Origin of the sequence: Psychrobacter sp. T6-4 (assembly GCF_052258425.1) — a bacterium.
In the GTDB taxonomy this organism is placed as follows: Bacteria; Pseudomonadota; Gammaproteobacteria; order Pseudomonadales; family Moraxellaceae; genus Psychrobacter.
Window position 1 is genome coordinate 313,264 of the sequence record NZ_JBQQEZ010000001.1, and the last position, 20,415, is coordinate 333,678.

Consider the following 20,415-nt stretch of genomic DNA (forward strand, 5'->3'; position numbering starts at 1 on the left):
TCGTAGATAAAGTAGGGTCAATATATCAGCAGTGCAATTTAACGATCTTGATGATTAATGGTCATAATGACCTTTTGACCTTGCGGCTGCGTGGCGCTAATTTTGTTAGGCAACGTATCAGCGCCTTTATATGTAAAGTTTGCAGTCCAAGGCCCATTGACTGAGCTGATCAGGCGGTTTTGCGCGTCCACTTGTGCATCGCTATCTGAGGGCGCAGGGCGACCCGATATCCAGTAGGGCATTTGTGAGATAGGCGCTTGCCAGCCTGTGGCCTTTAGCAATAATGTCTCTGGATCATCAGCGGTGAGCGTACCTGTCTTTTCGCTGACCAGTGTCGCCGTTTGACCATTGTATTCAATATTGGTTTTGCCAATGCCTAACGCGCCAATGAGTTCAATAGCGAAGCGATCGTCTTGTTGACCCCAAGCGTAGAATGCACTACCGCCTTGCGTGCCAGGGTTTTGTGCGCTATCACTAGGGGTAGGCATAGTGACGCCAATCTTGCCATTAATAGTAAAGTCATCGAGTTTTTGCGCTTGTACGGTAGGGCTGCTGGTAATAGGCGTTTTAGCGCTTTGTAACGATTGGCAGCCAGAGGTAATCAATATAGCAGAAGTTATGGCAGCCAATGTAGATAGACGGGTGTTCAATGGCGTTTTTGATAATAAAGATGACATGATTATTCCTCAAAAGGGATGCAAATTTTTGTGTGTTTAGCAGTGATGTGCTTAGCAGTACAGCTTACGCGCCATTTGTTACTCGGTTATGCCTTTTATAAGCGACATTGTTTTTGGACGTTTTGCTGCTGATAACTTCTGACAATCAGTAAAGCTGAATACGGTCATTGACGTTTTGTTGTCCAAAAGAGAAGCGTTTTTGCAGGTCTATGAGTAGCATTCTAACTCTGTCATCATCGCCTAAGCCCTGATAAGCTCGCAATAGCAGCACCCCAGACTCTAAGGTTGGTAGCACATCATAAGGCGTTTGCAGATAGCTGATCACTTGTGCGTAATTATCGTTTGCAAGCGCATTATCTGCCAGCACATTGAGCGCTTGCAAGTGCAAACCGTTATCGTAACGCAGGTCATCATAGCGAATCTGAACGATAGCTTTTGCTAGAGCTAAGCCTTGCTCAGAATTTCTGTCATTGGCAAGTAACAGTCGTGCGTAGCTTAGTTTATAAGATAAGTTATTGGGCTTAAGCGTCTGCAAATGATTGAGTAAAGTGCGCTTGATGACATAATCACTGCGATCATCAAGTAATTGTACGCGCGCAAATAACAGGTCTTCGTTATCAGGATACTCGCGGCTAGCACGTGCCAAGAGCATTTGTGCTTTGTCCTTTTGCTCTTGCTGCCACAAGATATCTGCCTGCATAATATAAGCCTCAGGTGCAAATATCTCAAACTGCTGGCGTAGCTTTTCTAAAGTGGCAATAGCCGCCTCGATATTATTGTCATTGAGCTCAAAGGCCACTACTTTTTTGCGGGCAGCAAGCACTAAATCCTCTTGCATAACGCCGCTTAGGTAATATTTGGCCTGATCAAAGCGCTGCTGGCGCTCGGCACTAATACCTAGGTAATAATACGCTTGATCGAGATAATTGGTGCTCTTTGCCAGTTGGTTAAGCAGCCTATCTGCGCTAGGGTATTCTTCGATATCTAAGCTCACAAGGGCAGCAAGCAAAGTAATCTCCGCATCATCCTCAAAGCGCTTATTGGCAACAAGCAGCAACTCCCACGCTTCACGGCTTTGATTCAAATCGAGTAAGTAGCGAATCTCATATAGGTACAAGCTCTTGTTAGAGGGATTGCGCAGGCGCGATTGAGTAAGGTAGTTGGTAACAGTGCTTGAGGACTCAAGCTTACGTAAGATATCGGCTTTGAGGGTAATAAAAGGCACGTAGTCTGGTTGACGCAGTAGGGCACGGTCGATATGTACAAGGGCGACTTCTGGCTCGTCGAACTGCAATAATAAGCCTGCTTTGAGTACTGATAGCGAGGCGTTTTGCGCGCTATCAATAAGCTGCAAAGCCGCTAGTAGCTCGCGTCTGTCCTCGTCAGTTTCAGGATAAATACCGACCAAAACTTCGCTCAAATCCGCTCTTGGATCATCTTGCAATATCAGCGTGAGCGTCTCGGCGGCTAAAGGATAATCATGCGCTTTGAGCGCTAAATGGGCGACATAAAACCAAGCGGGCGCGTGCTCAGGATTGCGCTCTTGCCATGCTTTGGCAAAGGCTAAGGATGACTCAAACCCTTCACTGCGCAGCGATAAGCTCAGCGCGCGCTCAAAGACCGCCGTTGCCTCTTCTTTAAAGGCTTGCTGCTTATAAATAGCCAGCGCGCGCGGCATATTACTGCGATCTGCTGCAAACTCAGCGTCGAGCAGTGCATATAAGCTTGGCTCATTAATCGTTGCAGATTTATTTATCAAATCATCACTAAACTCGTCTTCATCCTCAAAAGTATCAGCGCGTTGTATATTGATATCTTGGGTAATTGATAAGGTATCATTAAGGCTGGCACTGGCACTGGCATAAGCAGGTGCTCCTAAGCACAGACAAGCGGCCAACACCAAAGTTAGCTTGTGCTGATGACACAGACGATCGACAATCTTGCGCCATAGCGCTCGAAGGTTTATATCATCATACGCGCGCTGTAGTTGCAACGAAGTACCAAAAAGTTTCATATATAGCAGTGCTTGCCTGTGATCGCATCAAAAGCGGCTAAACGAGGAAGTAGTCTTATCATATTATGGATAGCGATTAGACTTATTATAGCCAAGCCGATTTAGTTTAACGTAACTGTTCTTACTGTTCTTACTAGAGTTAGTAGCTCAGCTCATTATAAGAGGAGACGTTTGTGATAAACAATAGCGTCCTTGTTACTCAAAAAGTAGGGCTAAAATTTGCCCTAACAAGGGCAATAAATGCGCTCAATAAATGACTGCTAAGACGCCTTGGAGTAGTTGATTTGTGCTGTCAGCGCCCAGATACAGATAAACAGCACTAGGGTTACTGGGCAAGTATTAAATAAACCTTGTAAGAGTGATACAATAGGCGACTTTTATTGCATCTGTCTTTTCGTGCATAGGTGTAGCAGTTGCCTTTAATAACGCCTTTATAAGTCAAGTGAGTCTTGACGGGCGAGTTATATAGACGGTCTATCGATAATGAGATTAGTGGTCATTGGGGTCAATCACAAAACCGCACCAGTCGCTCTACGTGAGCGCTTGGCGCTTGTTGGTGAGGATGTCAATACTGCGCTTGAGCAGTTGGAACGCTTTACCGATGGTAGCGTAATTGTCTCTACATGCAACCGTACTGAGATCTATGCGCTCGTGCCGCAAGAGGCTGATGCAGGTTCTGTAACTTCTGTATCCTCAGCTTTAGTGAGTGCGCACATTTTACGTATAAAAACTTGGCTTGCTACTTTTAAGCAGATCGCGCTTACTGAGATTGATGACTATCTATATGTGCACCGTGATACTCATGCTTTAACGCACTGGCTACGAGTGGCCGCAGGTCTGGATTCTATGATACTCGGTGAGCCGCAGATACTTGGCCAAATCAAGCAAGCAGTGCATTTAGCGCAAAATGAGAAAGCTCTGACCAATCAGCTAGGCTGGATTGTCGATCAGGTCTTCGCCTCCGCTAAGCGCGTCCGCAATGAGACGCAAGTGGGCGCCCAAGCAGTATCACTCGGCTTTGCAGCGGCTAAGCTTGCCACTCAGATATTTGATAACCTGCCCAGTCGCACGCTATTGGTCGTTGCCGCAGGCGAGATGAATCGCTTGGTAGCGACCCATATCGCAGGTTTAGGTATCGGGCGCGTTATCATCTGTAATCGCAGTCCTGAGCGCGCTCAAATTTTGGCCGATGAGCTACGACACGCAAACTGTCAGGTTGAGGTGCGTACGCTCCAAGATTTGCCGCAAGTGTTATCTGAGGCGGACATTGTCAGCAGTTGTAGCGGTAGCATGGATCTATTGATTGATAAAAGCATGGCGATGCAAGCGCTCAAACGTCGCCGTTATCAGCCGATGCTGATGGTGGATCTGGCAGTACCGCGCGATATCGATGCTAGTATTAGTCAGATAGATGACATTTACTTGTACTCAGTTGATGACTTGCAACACGTTATCGCTGGCAACATCGAACAGCGTCGTCAAGCCGCTGTTGACGCTGAGCTATTAGTCAGTCAGCTCGTCGTTGAGATGGAGCGAAGTTTTGCTGTGCGTCAAGTGGGCCGTGATATTCAAGAGTATCGCTTGCGCACTCACGATCAAGTCGACAAATTGCTAAGTGAATCCATCGCAAAGCTTACAGATGGTGAAGCTAATGCTGAGGATATCGTCATTGAGCTGACGCGCCGTTTAACGCAGACACTCACTCACGCGCCATCGAAACTGATGCGTAAAGCGGCGCGAGAAGGCGATAGTGAATTGCTAAATTTTGTGGTTTCAGGATTAAATGAATCCTACCGTCGCCGTTAGGCTTTTGTTTAATATATGCTAGAATCGATACGATACAAACAGCATCATGATCTAGGCTGCCAAGCTCAAACTAAGTGAGCGCTTAAACGAGTATGACTTAAGGCGTGTTTGATATTCGATCATGGCACTGACAGAGACTATTTTTTAGTCGCTGCTCTTAAATTAGAAGCAAGATAAAAAAAGTAAGTTTAGTCATTCTAAGCGTCTATTTTTATCAAAGGAGCGGCAAAAAAGAGTCCTGTCCTTCCAGGCTGATGCTAAAATTGCTCCATACTGTGTTGCAAGTCTAGCTAAGGTCTGGACATTATCTTCGACTCGCGCCGTGTCTGGAACCATTTTAGCGATCAGCAGTGCTCATTTATGAATTATCAAATACGCCTTAATCTTTACCATAACACTTTTAAATTCTATTTTAATAAATTACCAACTAGGAGCACGCCATGACCGCATTACGTCAAGATATCGATCCCAACGGCTTATTAGAGTATTCAGTGGTTTACACCGATCGCGCTTTAAACCATATGTCAAAGGCATTTCAGCAGGTCATGAATGATCTATCTAGTGAGCTTAAGTCAGTTTATAACGCTGACGCTGTGGTCATCGTCCCTGGTGCGGGCACTTATGGTATGGAAGCGGTTGCCAATCAGTTGGCCCGTGATGAGGACTGCCTTATCATCCGTAATGGTTGGTTTAGCTACCGCTGGACACAGATTTTAGAAAAAGGCAAGATCGCCAAATCCTCTACCGTTTTGACAGCCAATCGTACTGATGACACTGAGGCGCCAAAACCCTTTGCGCCAGTCGATATCGATGAAGCTGTCGCCAAGATTAAAGCCGAAAAACCGGCGATTGTCTTTGCGCCGCATGTTGAAACCTCAGCGGGTATCATTTTGCCTAATGACTATATCAAGGCATTGAGTGATGCCACGCATAGCGTGGGTGGTCTACTCGTCATCGACTGTATCGCCTCAGGCTGCGTCTGGCTCGATATGAAAGACTTGGGTATTGATGTACTCATTAGCGCCCCGCAAAAAGGCTGGAGCAGCACCCCTTGCGCCGGTCTTGTGATGCTAAGCGATGCCGCTGTCAAAAAGGTAGAGGAGACTGAATCTACCAGCTTCAGCCTAGATCTAAAGCAGTGGCTCACTATCATGCGCGCTTATGAAAACGGCGGTCATGCTTATCATGCCACGATGCCAACTGATGGTTTGCGTCAGTTCCGCGATACTATTTTGGAGGCCAAAGCAGTCGGCTTTGATACATTATCTGATGCGCAGTGGGAGCTTGGCAAGCGTGTTCGCGACGTACTAGAGGGCCGAGGCATTGAAAGCGTAGCGGCTGATGGTTTCAAAGCGCCAGGCGTTGTGGTCTCTTATACCGATCGTGACGATATGCATAAAGGCGCGGCCTTTGCTGAGGCAGGCATGCAGATTGCCGCAGGCGTTCCTCTAAAAGTCGGTGAGCCTGAGAGCTTTAAGACCTTCCGTTTGGGGCTATTTGGTCTCGATAAACTAACAGATGTCGACGGTGCGGTAGCGCGTTTTGAGTCAGTTCTTGATGAGGTCGTTGCTAAGTAATCGCTCTATTTACCGAGTGTTAAATCCATTAGGTTTTGATGAATTAAAAAGTGCTGAGTCTATCTATTTTATGGCTTAGCACTTTTTTTGGCTATTTGTTATATTTTATAATATAATGTTTTTTTATAAATAGATGTTGTCGATTTTATAGGGATTTGACATCGGCACGTCTCTAACTGGCACATTTAAATTGAGTAATGATTATGAGCATACAAATTGACTGGCAAGCCTTTACGCCTATCTCCTTGGTAGGCGGTCTTATCATAGGCGTTGCTACCGTAGTGCTACTGTTAGGCATCGGGCGCATTGCGGGCATCAGTGGCATTAGTGCAAGCTTACTTAAACCTAAACGCGTTGAGCTGTGGCAGATATTATTTGTCTTAGGTCTGATTGTCTCGCCGATACTGTATCAGCTTATCGCGCCGCTACCGCCTATGGAGGTGACCGGCTCATTGCCGTTACTTATTGGCGCAGGGCTACTGGTTGGCTTTGGTACGCGTTTGGGTTCTGGCTGCACCAGTGGTCATGGTATCTGTGGTAACGCGCGCTTGTCACCACGCTCAATGGTGGCGACCGTGACCTTTATGCTCTTTGGCATTCTCACCGTTTATATCGGCAGACAAGTATTGGGTTTGATTTAGCTTTGTGCTGATTTAAAAAGTGAGTTGGTTGAGAGGCCATAGTCAATAATAGATGATAAAGAGAAGACAATGCTAAAAAATATAATTGGGTTACTAGTTGGTTTGTTATTTGGGTTTGGGCTGCTGATATCAGGCATGACCAATCCTGAAAAGGTCTTAGGGTTTTTGGATGTCTTTGGCGCTTGGGATATCTCACTGGCACTTGTCATGGGCGGCGGCTTAGCGGTAGCTCTGGTCGGTGTGCAACTGGCTCGGCGTCAAAAGCTGAGCTGGATCGGTACTGAAATTGATATGCCAGGCAAAACGGTCATCACCAAAAGACTTATTATCGGTGCCACGATGTTCGGTATCGGTTGGGGTCTGGTTGGTATTTGTCCAGGCCCAGGTATCGTGTTACTGGGTACAGGAGCGTGGCAAGCCTTTATATTTATCCCTGCGATGATCGTTGGGATGCTGGCCTTTGGGTGGCTTGAGCCAAAAATAAGCTAGTATTAACAAAGCAAATAAAAAAAGCTCCGTCTAAAAAATAGACGGAGCCTTTTTGATATTTTAGCGCAAATAATTTAAAACTATATTCCTACTTTGCACTAGAGGTCACCTTTGGTGTCTCGTGGGCAAGTGAAATAGCCGCTTGGCGTAGCTCAAATTTTTGTACTTTACCCGTACTGGTTTTGGGTATTTCGGCAAAGAGGATATATTTAGGTACTTTAAAACCTGCTAAATGCTCTTTGCAATGTGCGATGACATGATCGCGTTGTAGCGTGCTACCGTCATGAATCTCGATAAAGGCAACGGGCACTTCACCCCAGCGCTCGTCAGGGGCGGCGACTACTGCGCAGCTTTCGACCTCAGGCATTTTGTACAAGACGTTTTCGACCTCGATACTGGAGATATTCTCACCGCCTGAGATGATAATGTCCTTGAGTCTATCCATGATTTTGATATAGCCATCAGGGTATTTGACCCCTAAATCTCCAGTACGGAACCAACCATCTTTGAATGCCGCTTCAGTTGACTTGCGGCTTTTGAGATAGCCTTTCATGATCATATTACCGCGTAGTGCCAGCTCGCCCATCTCCTCACCATCAGCGGCAACCGGTTCGCTCGTACCTTGTCTAAGCACCTCAAACCCTGTCATTAGATGCGAGCGTACGCCTTGACGCGATTTCATTTGCGCGCGTCCTGTCACATCAAGATCATCCCACTGGTCTTGCTCGGCACAGACAGTGACGGGTCCATACACTTCGGTCAGCCCGTAAACGTGAGAGATATCAAAGCCCATAGCTTCCATAGCAGCAAGCATGGTTTCTGACGGCGGCGCGCCTGCGACCCAGCCTTTGACGTTATGATTAATAGCGTCTTTATGCCTTGCCTCCCCACCTGCGATCATATTGTGGACGATAGGGGCAGCGCAGTAATGACTAACCTTGTGCTTAGCGATGATCTGTAATATCAAATTGCCATCGATTTTGCGCAGGCAGACGTTAGTGCCTGCACGCTCAGCGATAGTCCACGGAAAGCACCAGCCGTTACAATGAAACATAGGCAGCGTCCATAGGTACAGCGGATGCTTTGGTATATCCCAATCTAGAATGTTGGAGACTGCGTTTAGCGCGGCGCCGCGATGATGATAGACCACGCCTTTGGGGGTGCCTGTGGTACCAGAGGTGTAGTTGAGGGCGATCGCTTCCCATTCGTCTTCAGGTTTTTCCCAATTATCCAGACGATCTGAGCTGGCGATTAGCTCTTCATAGCTCATTTTACCAAAGCGTTCCACATCAAGAGCGCTATCTGTGGCATGAATGACGATCAGATTAGGAAAGGTCTCATCGATAATCTCAGCCAAGTCAGCAAACTCGCTATCCATGATCAAAACTTTGGCTTCAGAATGCTGCACGCAAAAGGTTAGCGCATTGATATCAAGGCGTGTATTTAGCGTACACAGTACGCCGCCTGACATGGGCACACCAAAAGCGACCTCTACCATGGCTGGCGTATTAGGCAGCATGACAGCCACCGTATCGTTTTTATCCACACCTAATTTGCGCAAGCTATCAGATAACTGGCGGCAACGGGTATAGGTCTGCGCCCAAGTTTGAGTTAATTCGTTATGCTCAAGGTCATCATAGATGATAGCGGTCTTATCAGGATAAACTTGAGCGCTACGAATAATAAAATCAATAGGGGTGAGCGGCTGGTAATTGGCAGCGTTTTTGCCAAGACCTGTGTGAAAGTCGGTCATTATGATAGTCCTTTATCGTATTTGGGTGGCGATTGTCTTTATAATAACGGCTCTTAGGCGAACAGCTAGCCTTTATTATAGCCAAAGACACGTCAAAAGTGGGCTTAATTTGGGATGATTTTTAAGAGGCCTTGAGCCTACTGATATTGATATTGATCTAATGCTCACTCATCAGTCGTTTGTCCGCATAGCTGATAGTCGTAGCGGTGTGGTAGGATAACTATAATTTTTAATTTTATCTCGTTGACAAGGACGACCCTATGAGCGCCAGCACCTCAGCTAAAAGCACTGCCAGCACGACAGATACAATAGACACTGCTAATGCTAACGCGCATTATCCTCATCTTTTTGAGCCGCTAGATTTAGGCTTTACTACGCTTAAGAATCGCTTAGTTATGGGTTCGATGCACACTGGACTTGAAGACCGTTTTTATAACTATGGCAAGCTTGCCGCCTATTTCGCTGAGCGTGCTAAAGGCGGCGTAGCGATGATGATTACGGGTGGTATCTCGCCCAATCGTGAAGGCTGGCTGTTGCCTGCTGGCGGCACTATGAATACGCGAGCAGATGTTATCAATCATCAACGCGTGACTCGCGCCGCGCACAAGTACGATAGCAAAATCATTATGCAAATATTGCACAGTGGTCGTTACGGCTATCATCCATTTATCCTATCCTCAAGCCCGATTCAATCACCGATTACGCCATTTAAACCACGTAAGATGAGTATTAGCAAAATCGAGCAAACGGTTGAAGATTATGCGCGCTCTGCCAAATTGGCTAAGCAAGCAGGCTATGATGGCGTGGAGATCATGGGCTCTGAGGGTTACTTACTCAATCAGTTTTTATCAAGCCATGTTAATCAGCGTGATGACGAGTACGGTGGTGATATTAAAGGACGTATGAAACTCGCCGTTGACGTCGTCAAAGCGGTGCGCGCTGCGGTTGGTGAAGATTTTATTATCATATTTCGTCTATCTGTCATCGATTTGGTCAAAGATGGCAATGTCATGGATGAGGTCATTACAGTTGCTAAAGCACTAGAAGCTGCTGGCGTGACCATTATGAATACGGGTATCGGCTGGCATGAAGCACGCGTACCGACTATCGTCACTAGCGTTCCGCGCGCCGCTTTTGTTGATTTTACCAGCGAGATCAAAAAGCACATCAGTATTCCAATGATGGCGGCCAACCGTATCAATATGCCAGATACGGCAGAAGATATTGTCGCAAGTAACCAAGCTGATCTCATTCAAATGGCGCGTCCCTTCCTCGCTGATGCGCACTGGGTCAACAAGGCCAAAGACGGTCAAGCCGATCGTATCAATACTTGTATTGCCTGTAACCAAGCTTGTCTCGATCACACCTTTGCCAATAAGCGCTCAACCTGTCTCGTCAATCCACAAGCGTGTCATGAGACTGAACTGGTCTATACCAAAACCAAAAAGCCACAAAAAGTGGCTGTCGTCGGTGGTGGCGTCGCGGGCATGTCAGCAGCGCACGTCGCAGCGCTGCGCGGTCATGACGTCACGCTCTTTGAAGCGCGTGATATTTTGGGCGGTCAGTTCAACTACGCCAAAGTCATCCCAGGTAAAGAAGAATTCTTTGAGACTATTCGCTACTACATCAATGAGCTTGAGCACTTAGGCGTTGAGATTAAACTTAATACCCAAGTCGACAAAGCCATGCTCAGCGATGGTAAATTCCAACACGTCGTTGTTGCCACAGGCGTGGTGCCTAAGAGCCTAGAAGGTAAGCTTGAAGGTGCAGACCTGCCGCAAGTGATCAGCTATGCCGAATTATTATCCGGTGAAAAATCTGTCGGCGATACCGTTGCGGTCATTGGTGCTGGCGGCGTCGGCTTCGATGTGAGCGAATACCTCACTGCACGTCACGGTCAGCCGCTAGATGAGCTAGGACCTGAGACGCTCAAAGATCCAAGCTATCGCCCCGAGCCACAATCTGTTGAGGAGTGGCGCGAAGAATGGGGCGTTACCTCTGATATGAACTATCAAACAGATGGCGGCTTAATCAAACCTGAAGGCATCACCCCGATTCGCCAAGTGTATCTGATGCAGCGCAGCAAAGGCCGCTTAGGTGCTGGTCTCAACAAAACGACTGGCTGGGTGCATCGCGCACACATCAAATCGCACGGCGTCATCCAAGTCTCAGGCGTGCAATACGACAAAATCACCAATGAGGGCATTTGGGTCACTAACGACCAAGGTCAAAGCCAGTTGCTACGTGTTGATAGCGTCGTCGTCTGCGCCGGTCAAGAGTCTGTCGCTGAGCTAATGCCAAACGTTGGCGATGCGCCAGACGCGCAATATCATTTGATTGGTGGCGCAAAATTAGCAGCAGAACTCGATGCCAAACGCGCCATTCGTGATGGGGCAGAGGTTGCGGTGCAGATATAGGTTTGGTTTAAAATCTTAGGGTAAGTTAATAGACGGTAGGGGAGCAATTTCCTGCTGTCTGTTTGTATCTGTCTTGCTGATGGCGTGCGGACTAAACTGCGAGAGGATACCTTTAAGAATTCCCCTTTAAGGGGATTCTCCTTGCTAGCCTAAAATTGTGTACAATTTTTTTACGGCTCTCACATCAGGGCTAGCGGTAAGATTTGTTTTCTTGCAGATATTGGTCGTGGTCATAGGGTACGTCCAGCGCATCATAAAATTATGTGTAGGCTGGGTTTTTGACCCAGCATTTTGACTTTGCAAAGTTTCAAAGCTGGGCTAAAAACCCAGCCTACACTCTAAGCTCACCATTCAAAAATCCACCTCCCAAAACACTCCATTCATGCTAGATTAAATCCTATCAATGATACTCAATCGTACTCATCATTCACGCCATAAAAAAGGATTTGAACATGGCTGTGTTAAAGACTCTGTTTAAATGGATTGTGTTACCTATCTTAGCGCTGCTTATTATTATCAGTTTAGGTCTAGTAGTGACAGGCAATGGCTATATCTTCCGCGGCTTACAGCTCACTTATCTTAAAGGTGAAGCCACTGCCAATATCGATGATTATATTGATTTTGATAATCGTACGATTCGCGCCAAAGACGCTATCGCTTGGGAAAAAGATCCAAGCTTTGAGCAAGTCAAACTCACGCCAACCTTACAAAACGCCTTAGATACCGACGAAACGGTGGCCTTTGCAATTATCAAAGACGGCAAGCTAGTGTACGAAAACTACTGGCAAGGTTACGATGCCAATTCGCACACCAATAGCTTTTCGATGGCAAAAACTGTCACCACTATGCTCTATCTCAAAGCCGTAGAAGACGGCTATATTGGCAGCGTCGATGAGCCGATTACTAGGTGGTTGCCGGAATACGCAGATAGCGAATACGCGCAGAATTGTACCCTTGCAGATTTCTCAGCGATGACCTCAGGTTATGATTGGACCGAGGATTATTACTTCCCCATTAACCCGACGGCTGAATCTTATTACGGTCATGACTTGGTCAAGCAAATGGTCAATCGTGATTTTGTTGAGCCATGCGGTGGTCAATTTGAATACTCCTCCGGCGATACGCAAATGCTGGGGATTGCATTATCAAGGGCGTTAGAACCGCACGGTTATACTATTTCTAGTTACTTGGAAGAGAAGTTTTGGCAACCTTTAGGCATGCAAGGCGACGCCTACTGGTCGCTTGATGGCGCTGCGAATATCGAAAAGGTCTATTGCTGCCTCAATGCCAGTGCGCTTGATTTTGCCAAATTTGGGCAATTACTAGTGAACGGTGGCGAGTGGCAGGGCGAGCAATTACTCACCAAAGAGCATATAGATTTTATGATTACGCCCAATAAAGATGCCTTTCCTGACGGTTATGCGCCAATCTACGGACATTCAGTATGGACGGATATGGACAGTCCGATACCTTATTATGCGATGCTGGGACATTTAGGCCAGCGCGTGCTCGTGCTCCCAGAGGAGAACGCGATTATCGTTAGATTAGGGAAGCAAAAGGGCTTGCCCACGCCAGTTGAAGGGTTCAATTTGGAGCCAGATTTGGGTCAGTATGTCACTGAGGTTAAAGCCGTTTTGGATGGCTTAGAATAAAATAGTAGCGGTTGTAAGACTGTACCTTGTTTATAACCGCAAAACCTAAACTTCCATCTCATCAAGCAACCACTCAGAAACATCATCAACTTGCGCGGCTAATTCAGCATGTGCTTGGGCTAGCTCAGCAAGCTTGGCTTTTACCTCACTTCGATTATATTTAATGTCCGTCAGCGTTTCTTTTAATAGCTCAATTAACTCCACGTTTAATGCATCCGAGAAGATAACCACCTCCGTAATCACTGCCTGCTGAACATCCATATGCAAATCAATAATACCCCAATCAAAACGGGTTTCTATATGATGATTAAACTGCGGCGTCTTGCCAAAGCGCCAGTCCCAATCGGCCATTTGCTGATAGTATTTATTCAGGTTAGGCTGCTTGGCGAGACTGGCTTCATCCAACTCTTCTACGGGCGTAGTGTCGCCATAATCAGTGACATGATAGTATTCGTAAAACGCCTCGATAATCGCCTCGGATAAAATCTCATGATTGATGTCTTCATTAAACTCAACCAAGTTAGCCACACGAGAACGCACCGATTTGATACCTTTGGCTTGCAACTTGAGCGGATGCGGATTGAGATAATCGCCTAGCTTTTGCATATTGGCATTGACCAATAAAGTACCGTGATGAAAGCTGCGATCCGCCGCATGTTTAAAGGCGCTACCTGATATTTTCTTATCACCCACTTGCATATCGTTACGCCCAGACAACTCCGCGTCTATGCCTAATTTTTTCAGCGCATTGACAATAATAGTAAAGTTTGCTTCTTGGTCGTAGTCTTCCTTAGGCGATAAAAAGGTAAAGTTAGTATTGCCCAAGTCATGAAACACCGCGCCGCCGCCACTTTGCCGCCGCGCCAAAAACACCCCGTCTTCTTCCATCTTATCGATTTTGCATTCCACCCATGGGTTTTGCGAGCGCCCGATGACCACGGTCTCGCTATTACGCCATAAAAATAGCGTATGCGAGTCTGCGTCGAGCGTATTAAATATCCAATCCTCGGTCGCGAGGTTAAACCAAGGGTTGGTCACGGCTGATTTTAAGATGCGTAGTTTCATTATTTTTCCTTTTTTAATTATAAGAAAGTAATATGAAAATTAACTCGGGTTTAAGTGGACTTATGTCTTTAAATAGATTGTTTTGTTAATTTTTATAGGTATAATATTGCTATAAAGTAACGCTCAATATTAAACTTTATTTTATCATTAGCTTTAGCAACCCACATTCTATTTAGGACATTAGACCATGAATTCGCTATTATCATTTGATTCTTTTATTACACCTAGAGTTATCACTATTATATATTGGTTATCCCTTTTTACCGTTTTTGTTGGCGGCATTAGTGTGATGTTCTCAGGTATGGGCGCGGCAGGGTTCTTTGCAGGGTTGATGGTTATGGTATTTGGTGCCATTTCTGTCAGAGTTTATTGCGAGCTTATCATGGTTATCTTTCGCAATAATAAATACTTAAAGACAATCAGCGAGAAGAGTCAACTGTAGACAAGCGCTTGAAAAATGTTCGGTCTTAATAAACAGCGCCTAGGGTGGGTTAGCTCAAGCGTAATCCGCCGTTTAAGGTTAAATATAACTTTTAGTAGATAAGAGGGTCTCTACAAAACCTAAAAAAACGCCCCCTAAGAGCGTTTTTCATCTATCTAGTCCCAACTCACTACCCAAAATCTTCCCTTAAAACAGCCGCCATATTCCGCTCAGCAAGTCCGGTGATAAACACATACGGATTGACGCCCGCACTGCCGGGGATTAACGCGCCATCTTGCACATAGATATTCTCATGCCCTTTGACGCGTCCCACGCCATCAGTTGCTAGACCTAAGACGCAGCCGCCAAGTGGGTGGTAGCAAAAGTCATCACCGAAGCCTTTGGTGAACAGTAAGCTTGATATCGAGCCACCATTGGCTTTTGCTAGCTTTTCAATCAATTCTTTGGCCGCGTTTACCGAATACTCGTTTTGCTCGCGCTTCCAGTTGAGTTTGACGGTTTTTGTGGCTTTGTCATAGTAATAATTGCCGCGTTCAGGATTGTCAGTGATAGCAAGATACAGCGTCGTCCATGTCTCAAGTCCTAGCGGCAATGGCGCGAGTTCGGCAAAGATTTTGTACTTTGAACCGTCTCTATCGCCGTCCCACATGTTGATGCCTTTGACCGGAATGGTAGATTGAGTAGTGCCAGCGGCATGAACGAAATTACGACCAGTCATGATATTACCGTTTGGCCCCCAGTATTTGCCGATGTGCTCGTTTAAGTTGTTTAATTTGCCTTCAGCTTGGCTTTTCAATAGTAGCTCCGCGGTGCCTGTACTACCAGCGTTGAGAAACAACTTATCGCAAGTGTAGTGCTCTATTTTGTCTATACCGCCACTAGTATTAAGTACGTGGACCTCTAGTCTGAGTTGATCATTATCGAGCGCTTGGATGCTATTGACTTTGCGTAGGGTTTTTACCGTGACATTGCCTGTGGCTTCCGCGTCTTTAAGGTAGGTTAAATCGAGTGAATACTTGCCCGCATTATTACCGTAAATGACTTCACCGCCCAATCCCGATTTATACACTTCGCCTTTGGCCTCACGTTGCATATAGTCAAAGTCGTAGCTATTACCGAAGAATTCCGTTTTTAGTCCCGCTCTCTCAGCTTGACGTTCAGCGGCGCGGGTAAATTCGTAATGCTCGGATTGATTAAAAAAAGATTCGGGAATTTGACTGACTTTTAATTCCTTCATCGCCTTTGGAAAATAGATATCGTACATCTCATCAGAATCTATCCACGGAAAGACGGCTTCAAAGTGCGCGCGCCTCGGCTGGATAGCAATCGCGCCATTGACGATAGAGCCGCCACCATAAGCGCGTCCTGCGAAGACTTTCATATCATCATATTCGATTAAATCTAACACGCCAGGGTATTTTCGGATGGGAATGGGAATCGGGATAGGCGCATTGGGAAAGTTACTAAACCAACTCGAGCGTTTATCCGCAGTAATCATCTTGCAAAAGGTATCGTGCTCGGGCGTTCTATCCCAGCGCATACCCATCTCAAGAATGAGCACTTTATGGCCTTTTTCACTGAGTCTCAGTGCTGATACCGCGCCGCCGTAACCACTACCGACGATTATATTGTCAAAGTGACCCGCTTGAGTCACGGTGCTAGGTAGTTTTGGCTGTTTGGCGAGGGTTTGGCAGCCGCTCATGGTGACCGATGCACTGACCGTCGCGACCCCTAAGCCCATAGATTTTATAAATTGACGTCTTTGCATAGTGCTCTCTAAAATTTTGCTAATTTGATAGGCGAGAGTCTAGCAAACAAAAGTGTCGTTATTGTTTCAGAGCGGCGATTTACTAAGTTCGATGAAATCAAGATCGCATTTAAATCATAGAGATTAGCTATTTCTCAAGCCGTAATAAATAAGCCTTAAGTGCTCCTTGACCTGTTATAACACTTGCCCTAAAATTTGTATCAGCTTACGACAGCATCTCAAAATAGATCACCAAAAGGTTAAAACATGACGACTGACAATGCGGCAAATAGTTACGGCTTACATCAATTACTCCTGCCCAGCAGCGACGGTCTTTATGGCGAGTTTGGCGGCAAGATCGGTCATCCCGAATTGGAAAAAGCTATGGAAGAGATTGAAGCAGGCTTTCGTGAGATCATCAAAGAAGACGACTTTATCGCAGAGATGAAACGTCTGCGCGAGACTTACGTTGGCAGGCCAAGCCCGATATTCCATGCTAAGCGCTTAACCGAGCATTGCGGCGGCGCGCAGATTTATTTTAAACGTGAAGACCTAAACCATACGGGCGCGCACAAGATTAATCACTGCTTGGGTGAAGTACTGCTCGCCAAAAAGCTCGGCAAAACTAAAGTCATCGCCGAGACAGGCGCAGGACAACATGGTGTGGCGTTAGCAACCGCAGCGGCGCTAATGGGCGTCGAGTGTGAGATCCATATGGGCGTGGTCGATATCGAAAAAGAGCATCCTAATGTTAGCCGAATGAAAATCTTAGGTGCCAAAATAGTACCCGTCTCGCGCGGCGCAGGCACGCTAAAAGAAGCGGTCGATAGCGCGTTTGAGACCTATCTTGGTGATTTAGATAACAGTATGTTTGCGATTGGTTCAGCGCTCGGGCCAGCGCCTTATCCTGAAATCGTCAGCTACTTTCAGTCGGTAGTCGGTCGTGAAGCGCGTACGCAGTTCTTGGAGACGACTGGTCAATTACCTAATAAAGTAGTCGCTTGTGTTGGCGGCGGCTCCAATGCTATCGGTATCTTTAGTGGCTTTTTGGGTGATACGGACGTTGAAAAGGTAGGCGTCGAGCCTGCGGGTGAGGGCTTGGATACCCCTAATCATGCGGCGACGATGACGCTTGGGATCAAGGGTGAGATTCATGGCTTTAAATGCTACGTGCTACTAGATAAAGAGGGCGAGCCTGCGCCTGTGCATTCAATCGCCTCAGGTCTTGATTATCCAGGCGTCGGCCCGCAGCATTCGCTACTAAAAGATAAGAATATGGCGACTTACGAGTCGGCAACCGATAGCGAGTGTTTGAACGCTTTTATGGCGTTGTCACGATTAGAGGGTATCATCCCAGCGCTTGAAACCGCACACGCCATTGCCTATGCGATGCGAGTGGCAAAAGACATGTCGCCTGATGAGACTATATTAGTCAATCTATCAGGGCGCGGCGATAAAGATATTGATTTTATTTTGGACAAAGTGACGCTATAGAGCACAAATCCTATCTGCTTTTGATATAAAAAAACGTTTGATAGTATGCTCTATCAAACGTTTTTTTATTTAACGTCGTTGTTTATCCGTCATTATCTACACAAATCACGCCAGCGCTACAACTCTTATTGCTCGTACGCCAAGGAGAGGTCAGTGATAACGCTTGCGCGAGCTGCGCATAGGCAAGCGCTCGCTTATTCATTTTGTCATTGCTATTGTCTGTAGGCGGTATAGGATATTGCTGTTGCCGCTCGCTGTCTGACAACGTCATAAAATCTAGAAAGATTTGTGCGTCTGTTGCCAAAAGTTGATTGGGAATCTCAGCCACTTCTTGCATAGTTTGCTCATCTTTACTGTCATAAAATTCACGAATAGTATCATCCGTCCACTGCGTATTTTCTGAACCAAAAAATACTAAATAGCGATACTTCTCAAATAGCGATTTGGCTTCATCAATGAAATAACTCTCTGGATACTGACGAGTATAAGCCTCCCAAAATAGAGTGCGCTCAATCAGCTCATTAAAAGAAAAAGCAATCGCCGCATCGAACCAAAATATCTGTTGATTATCCATGGCCATACGCTCAACAAACTTGGTCTGATCGCTTGGCAAGTATGGAGTAAAGATATCTGCCATCGCTTGCAGATCATGATGAAACTGGTACTCGCCTTCTCCCAAATACAGCACGCTCACATCAGCATCACTCTCCACCAGCTTGATCAGATAGCGCAAACGTGGGCTGGTCGTTTTTAGGTGTTCTGATGGCACTTCGATGTGTTGTTCCGCTAGGCTCATGATGGTATAAAAGTTTTCATCGACCACATTATGATCGAGGGACAAAAAACGGGCATACATCGCTTGATAGTCCGTGAGCCACTTTAATATCTCAGAATTATTGGCGATGGGTAGGCAGGCGTTTAACTGGCGCTCAAGGGCATAAATGTCCTCAATTTTACTCGTATTATCGATCTTATTTATAGTCTGACTCAGCCTTGTACAAATAAGCTCATTTGTCAGCTGATTTTCAGACGCAGATACGACCGCTTTGGTCAGTGATTTTGCCGTTGTGGCTTCTGTAATCGCAGTGTTATCTGTTTGAGCAGGCGCAGGATGGGTCATGTCTGGATTGGGCTTGCAAGCCGTCAGAGGTAATAAGCTAATAGCTATTATCAAAGGCATTAGGGTTTTTTGCACTAAGGGTGCTCCTATAATCAATAAATGAGATCGTAAGATTTGAGAATATATTTTAGGTTTGATGAGATACTTTGGCTTCATGTATTCGTTTGTAAATCAAACTTGAATAGCAGCGCTCGTGCCTCATCAAGCAAATCACTCGCTCACCAGTTATTTTACGCTCACAGCACGTAAAGATACATTCTGTTGACTTAATCACTTATAAACTTTTCAGAGTCGCTAGCAGATTCCTTTATAGTACTGAACATATCGTATTGAGCATTCATTCAACAACTACAAGTCAACAACGACAAACAAGGCACTTTTATGGCATATGACAATCTATTTGAACCCGTAAAAATGGGTACCCAAACTCTAAAAAATCGCATTATTATGGCACCGCTCACCCGTCTGCGCGCAGTTGAGCCAGGCGATGTACCAACTGCTCTAGCAGGTGAATATTACTCGCAGCGCGCCGCTGGCGCAGGTCTGGTGATCGCTGAGGCCACGCAAGTGTCGTTCCAAGCCAAAGGCTATGCAGGCGCGCCTGGCGTGCACACGCAAGATCAAATGACCGCGTGGAAAGCGATCGTTGACAATGTCCATGCCAAAGGCGGTAAGATCGTCGTACAGCTATGGCATACTGGTCTGGTATCGCATGATAGCGTACAACCTGATGGCAAAGCGCCCATCTCAGCATCAGACGTTGAAGTCGGCGCTCGTACCTCATTGCGTGATAGCGATAATAATGCGATCCGCGTTGAGACCACGCCGCCACGCGCTGCGACGCTCGATGAAATCAAACAAGTCATTGCAGACTTTGCTCATGCAACCAAAACGGCGAAAGAGGCAGGGTTTGATGGCGTAGAAGTACATGGCGCTCATGGCTATCTGTTGCATCAGTTTTGGGTGGAGCAAACCAACAAGCGTGATGACGAGTATGGCGGTAGTCGTGAGAACCGCGCGCGTCTAACGTTAGATATCATTGATGCTTGTGTCAAAGAGTGGGACAACGATCATGTCGGTGTCAGACTCTCGCCACAAGGTACGTTTAACGCCGTAGAAGCAGGCTATGAGGAAGACGACAACATCTGGCTGATTGAGCAAATCAACAAACGTGATCTGATGTATCTTCATCTCTCTGAGCCAGATTGGGCGGGTGGTACGCCGTACAATAATGGTTTCCGTCAGCGTATTCGTGATGCTTTTGATAATACCATTATTGCAGCGGGTGGCTATACTGCCGAAAAGGCTGAGAGAAATGTACGCGAAGGCTACATTGATGCTGCCGCCTTTGGTCGTGACTTTATCGCCAATCCTGACCTAGCAGAGCGTATCCGTCAGAATGCACCGCTTAATGAGCAGCATCCAGAAAGCTTTTATGGCGGCGGTAGCGAAGGCTATACCGATTATCCGTATTTAGATCATAAGCAGGCATAATCCGTAACCTTTAACTTAGCATAAACT

The 20,415-nt window shown here is 46.3% G+C and carries 15 protein-coding genes; 9 read left to right on the plus strand and 6 right to left on the minus strand.

The window, feature by feature from the left end:
* Positions 1 to 38: 38 nt before the first annotated feature.
* Together lolB and ACTXGE_RS01410 are read right to left on the minus strand one after the other, a co-directional pair.
* Positions 39 to 677: a lipoprotein insertase outer membrane protein LolB gene (gene lolB, locus ACTXGE_RS01405; RefSeq protein WP_435950092.1), complete on the minus strand. Its 639-nt coding sequence runs from the start codon at positions 675 to 677 to the stop codon at positions 39 to 41.
* A 145-nt stretch (positions 678 to 822) separates the two neighbouring features.
* The gene (locus ACTXGE_RS01410) at positions 823 to 2,691 is read right to left on the minus strand and encodes a tetratricopeptide repeat protein (RefSeq protein ID WP_443541158.1); all 1,869 of its coding nucleotides are present in this window, start codon (positions 2,689 to 2,691) and stop codon (positions 823 to 825) included.
* Between the two features lie 483 nt (positions 2,692 to 3,174).
* Here ACTXGE_RS01410 and hemA point away from each other — a divergent pair, with 483 nt between their 5' ends.
* The 4 genes from hemA (at position 3,175) to ACTXGE_RS01430 (ending at position 7,204) form a co-directional block, all read left to right on the plus strand.
* Positions 3,175 to 4,497 (plus strand): glutamyl-tRNA reductase, encoded by a 1,323-nt coding sequence (gene hemA, locus ACTXGE_RS01415; RefSeq protein WP_435950094.1) that lies wholly within the window; start codon positions 3,175 to 3,177, stop codon positions 4,495 to 4,497.
* Between the two features lie 440 nt (positions 4,498 to 4,937).
* Entirely contained in the window at positions 4,938 to 6,074 is a 1,137-nt protein-coding gene (locus ACTXGE_RS01420; RefSeq protein WP_435950095.1) for an aminotransferase class V-fold PLP-dependent enzyme, read from the plus strand.
* 203 nt (positions 6,075 to 6,277) lie between these two features.
* Positions 6,278 to 6,715 (plus strand): YeeE/YedE family protein, encoded by a 438-nt coding sequence (locus tag ACTXGE_RS01425; RefSeq protein WP_435950096.1) that lies wholly within the window; start codon positions 6,278 to 6,280, stop codon positions 6,713 to 6,715.
* A gap of 69 nt (positions 6,716 to 6,784) precedes the next feature.
* Positions 6,785 to 7,204, plus strand: a complete 420-nt coding sequence (locus tag ACTXGE_RS01430; protein WP_443541157.1) for a DUF6691 family protein — start codon at positions 6,785 to 6,787, stop codon at positions 7,202 to 7,204.
* 88 nt (positions 7,205 to 7,292) lie between these two features.
* Here ACTXGE_RS01430 and ACTXGE_RS01435 read toward each other — a convergent pair whose 3' ends face one another.
* Positions 7,293 to 8,957 (minus strand): AMP-binding protein, encoded by a 1,665-nt coding sequence (locus ACTXGE_RS01435; RefSeq protein ID WP_443541156.1) that lies wholly within the window; start codon positions 8,955 to 8,957, stop codon positions 7,293 to 7,295.
* Positions 8,958 to 9,217: 260 nt separating this feature from the next.
* On the opposite strand from ACTXGE_RS01435, the gene ACTXGE_RS01440 reads away from it, so the two are divergent.
* Both ACTXGE_RS01440 and ACTXGE_RS01445 read left to right on the plus strand, forming a co-directional pair.
* The gene (locus ACTXGE_RS01440; RefSeq protein WP_443541155.1) at positions 9,218 to 11,374 is read left to right on the plus strand and encodes a 2,4-dienoyl-CoA reductase FMN-binding domain-containing protein; all 2,157 of its coding nucleotides are present in this window, start codon (positions 9,218 to 9,220) and stop codon (positions 11,372 to 11,374) included.
* A 452-nt stretch (positions 11,375 to 11,826) separates the two neighbouring features.
* Positions 11,827 to 13,026, plus strand: coding sequence for a serine hydrolase domain-containing protein (locus ACTXGE_RS01445; RefSeq protein WP_435950101.1), 1,200 nt, complete (start codon positions 11,827 to 11,829; stop codon positions 13,024 to 13,026).
* A gap of 45 nt (positions 13,027 to 13,071) precedes the next feature.
* Here ACTXGE_RS01445 and ACTXGE_RS01450 read toward each other — a convergent pair whose 3' ends face one another.
* A complete protein-coding gene (locus tag ACTXGE_RS01450) occupies positions 13,072 to 14,091 on the minus strand; it encodes a lipoate--protein ligase (protein ID WP_443541154.1) in 1,020 nt (339 codons plus the stop codon).
* Positions 14,092 to 14,278: 187 nt separating this feature from the next.
* On the opposite strand from ACTXGE_RS01450, the gene ACTXGE_RS01455 reads away from it, so the two are divergent.
* Entirely contained in the window at positions 14,279 to 14,533 is a 255-nt protein-coding gene (locus ACTXGE_RS01455) for a DUF4282 domain-containing protein (RefSeq protein ID WP_443541153.1), read from the plus strand.
* Between the two features lie 169 nt (positions 14,534 to 14,702).
* Here ACTXGE_RS01455 and ACTXGE_RS01460 read toward each other — a convergent pair whose 3' ends face one another.
* Positions 14,703 to 16,301, minus strand: a complete 1,599-nt coding sequence (locus ACTXGE_RS01460; protein ID WP_443541152.1) for a GMC oxidoreductase — start codon at positions 16,299 to 16,301, stop codon at positions 14,703 to 14,705.
* A 246-nt stretch (positions 16,302 to 16,547) separates the two neighbouring features.
* Between ACTXGE_RS01460 and trpB the strand changes: the two genes are divergently transcribed.
* Positions 16,548 to 17,774: a tryptophan synthase subunit beta gene (gene trpB, locus ACTXGE_RS01465; RefSeq protein WP_443541151.1), complete on the plus strand. Its 1,227-nt coding sequence runs from the start codon at positions 16,548 to 16,550 to the stop codon at positions 17,772 to 17,774.
* Positions 17,775 to 17,856: 82 nt separating this feature from the next.
* Here trpB and ACTXGE_RS01470 read toward each other — a convergent pair whose 3' ends face one another.
* Complete coding sequence (locus ACTXGE_RS01470) at positions 17,857 to 18,969, minus strand: hypothetical protein (protein ID WP_443541150.1); 1,113 nt, start codon at positions 18,967 to 18,969, stop codon at positions 17,857 to 17,859.
* Positions 18,970 to 19,275: 306 nt separating this feature from the next.
* Here ACTXGE_RS01470 and ACTXGE_RS01475 point away from each other — a divergent pair, with 306 nt between their 5' ends.
* On the plus strand, positions 19,276 to 20,388 hold the full coding sequence (locus ACTXGE_RS01475; RefSeq protein WP_443541149.1) for an alkene reductase: 1,113 nt from the start codon (positions 19,276 to 19,278) through the stop codon (positions 20,386 to 20,388).
* Positions 20,389 to 20,415: the final 27 nt, after the last annotated feature.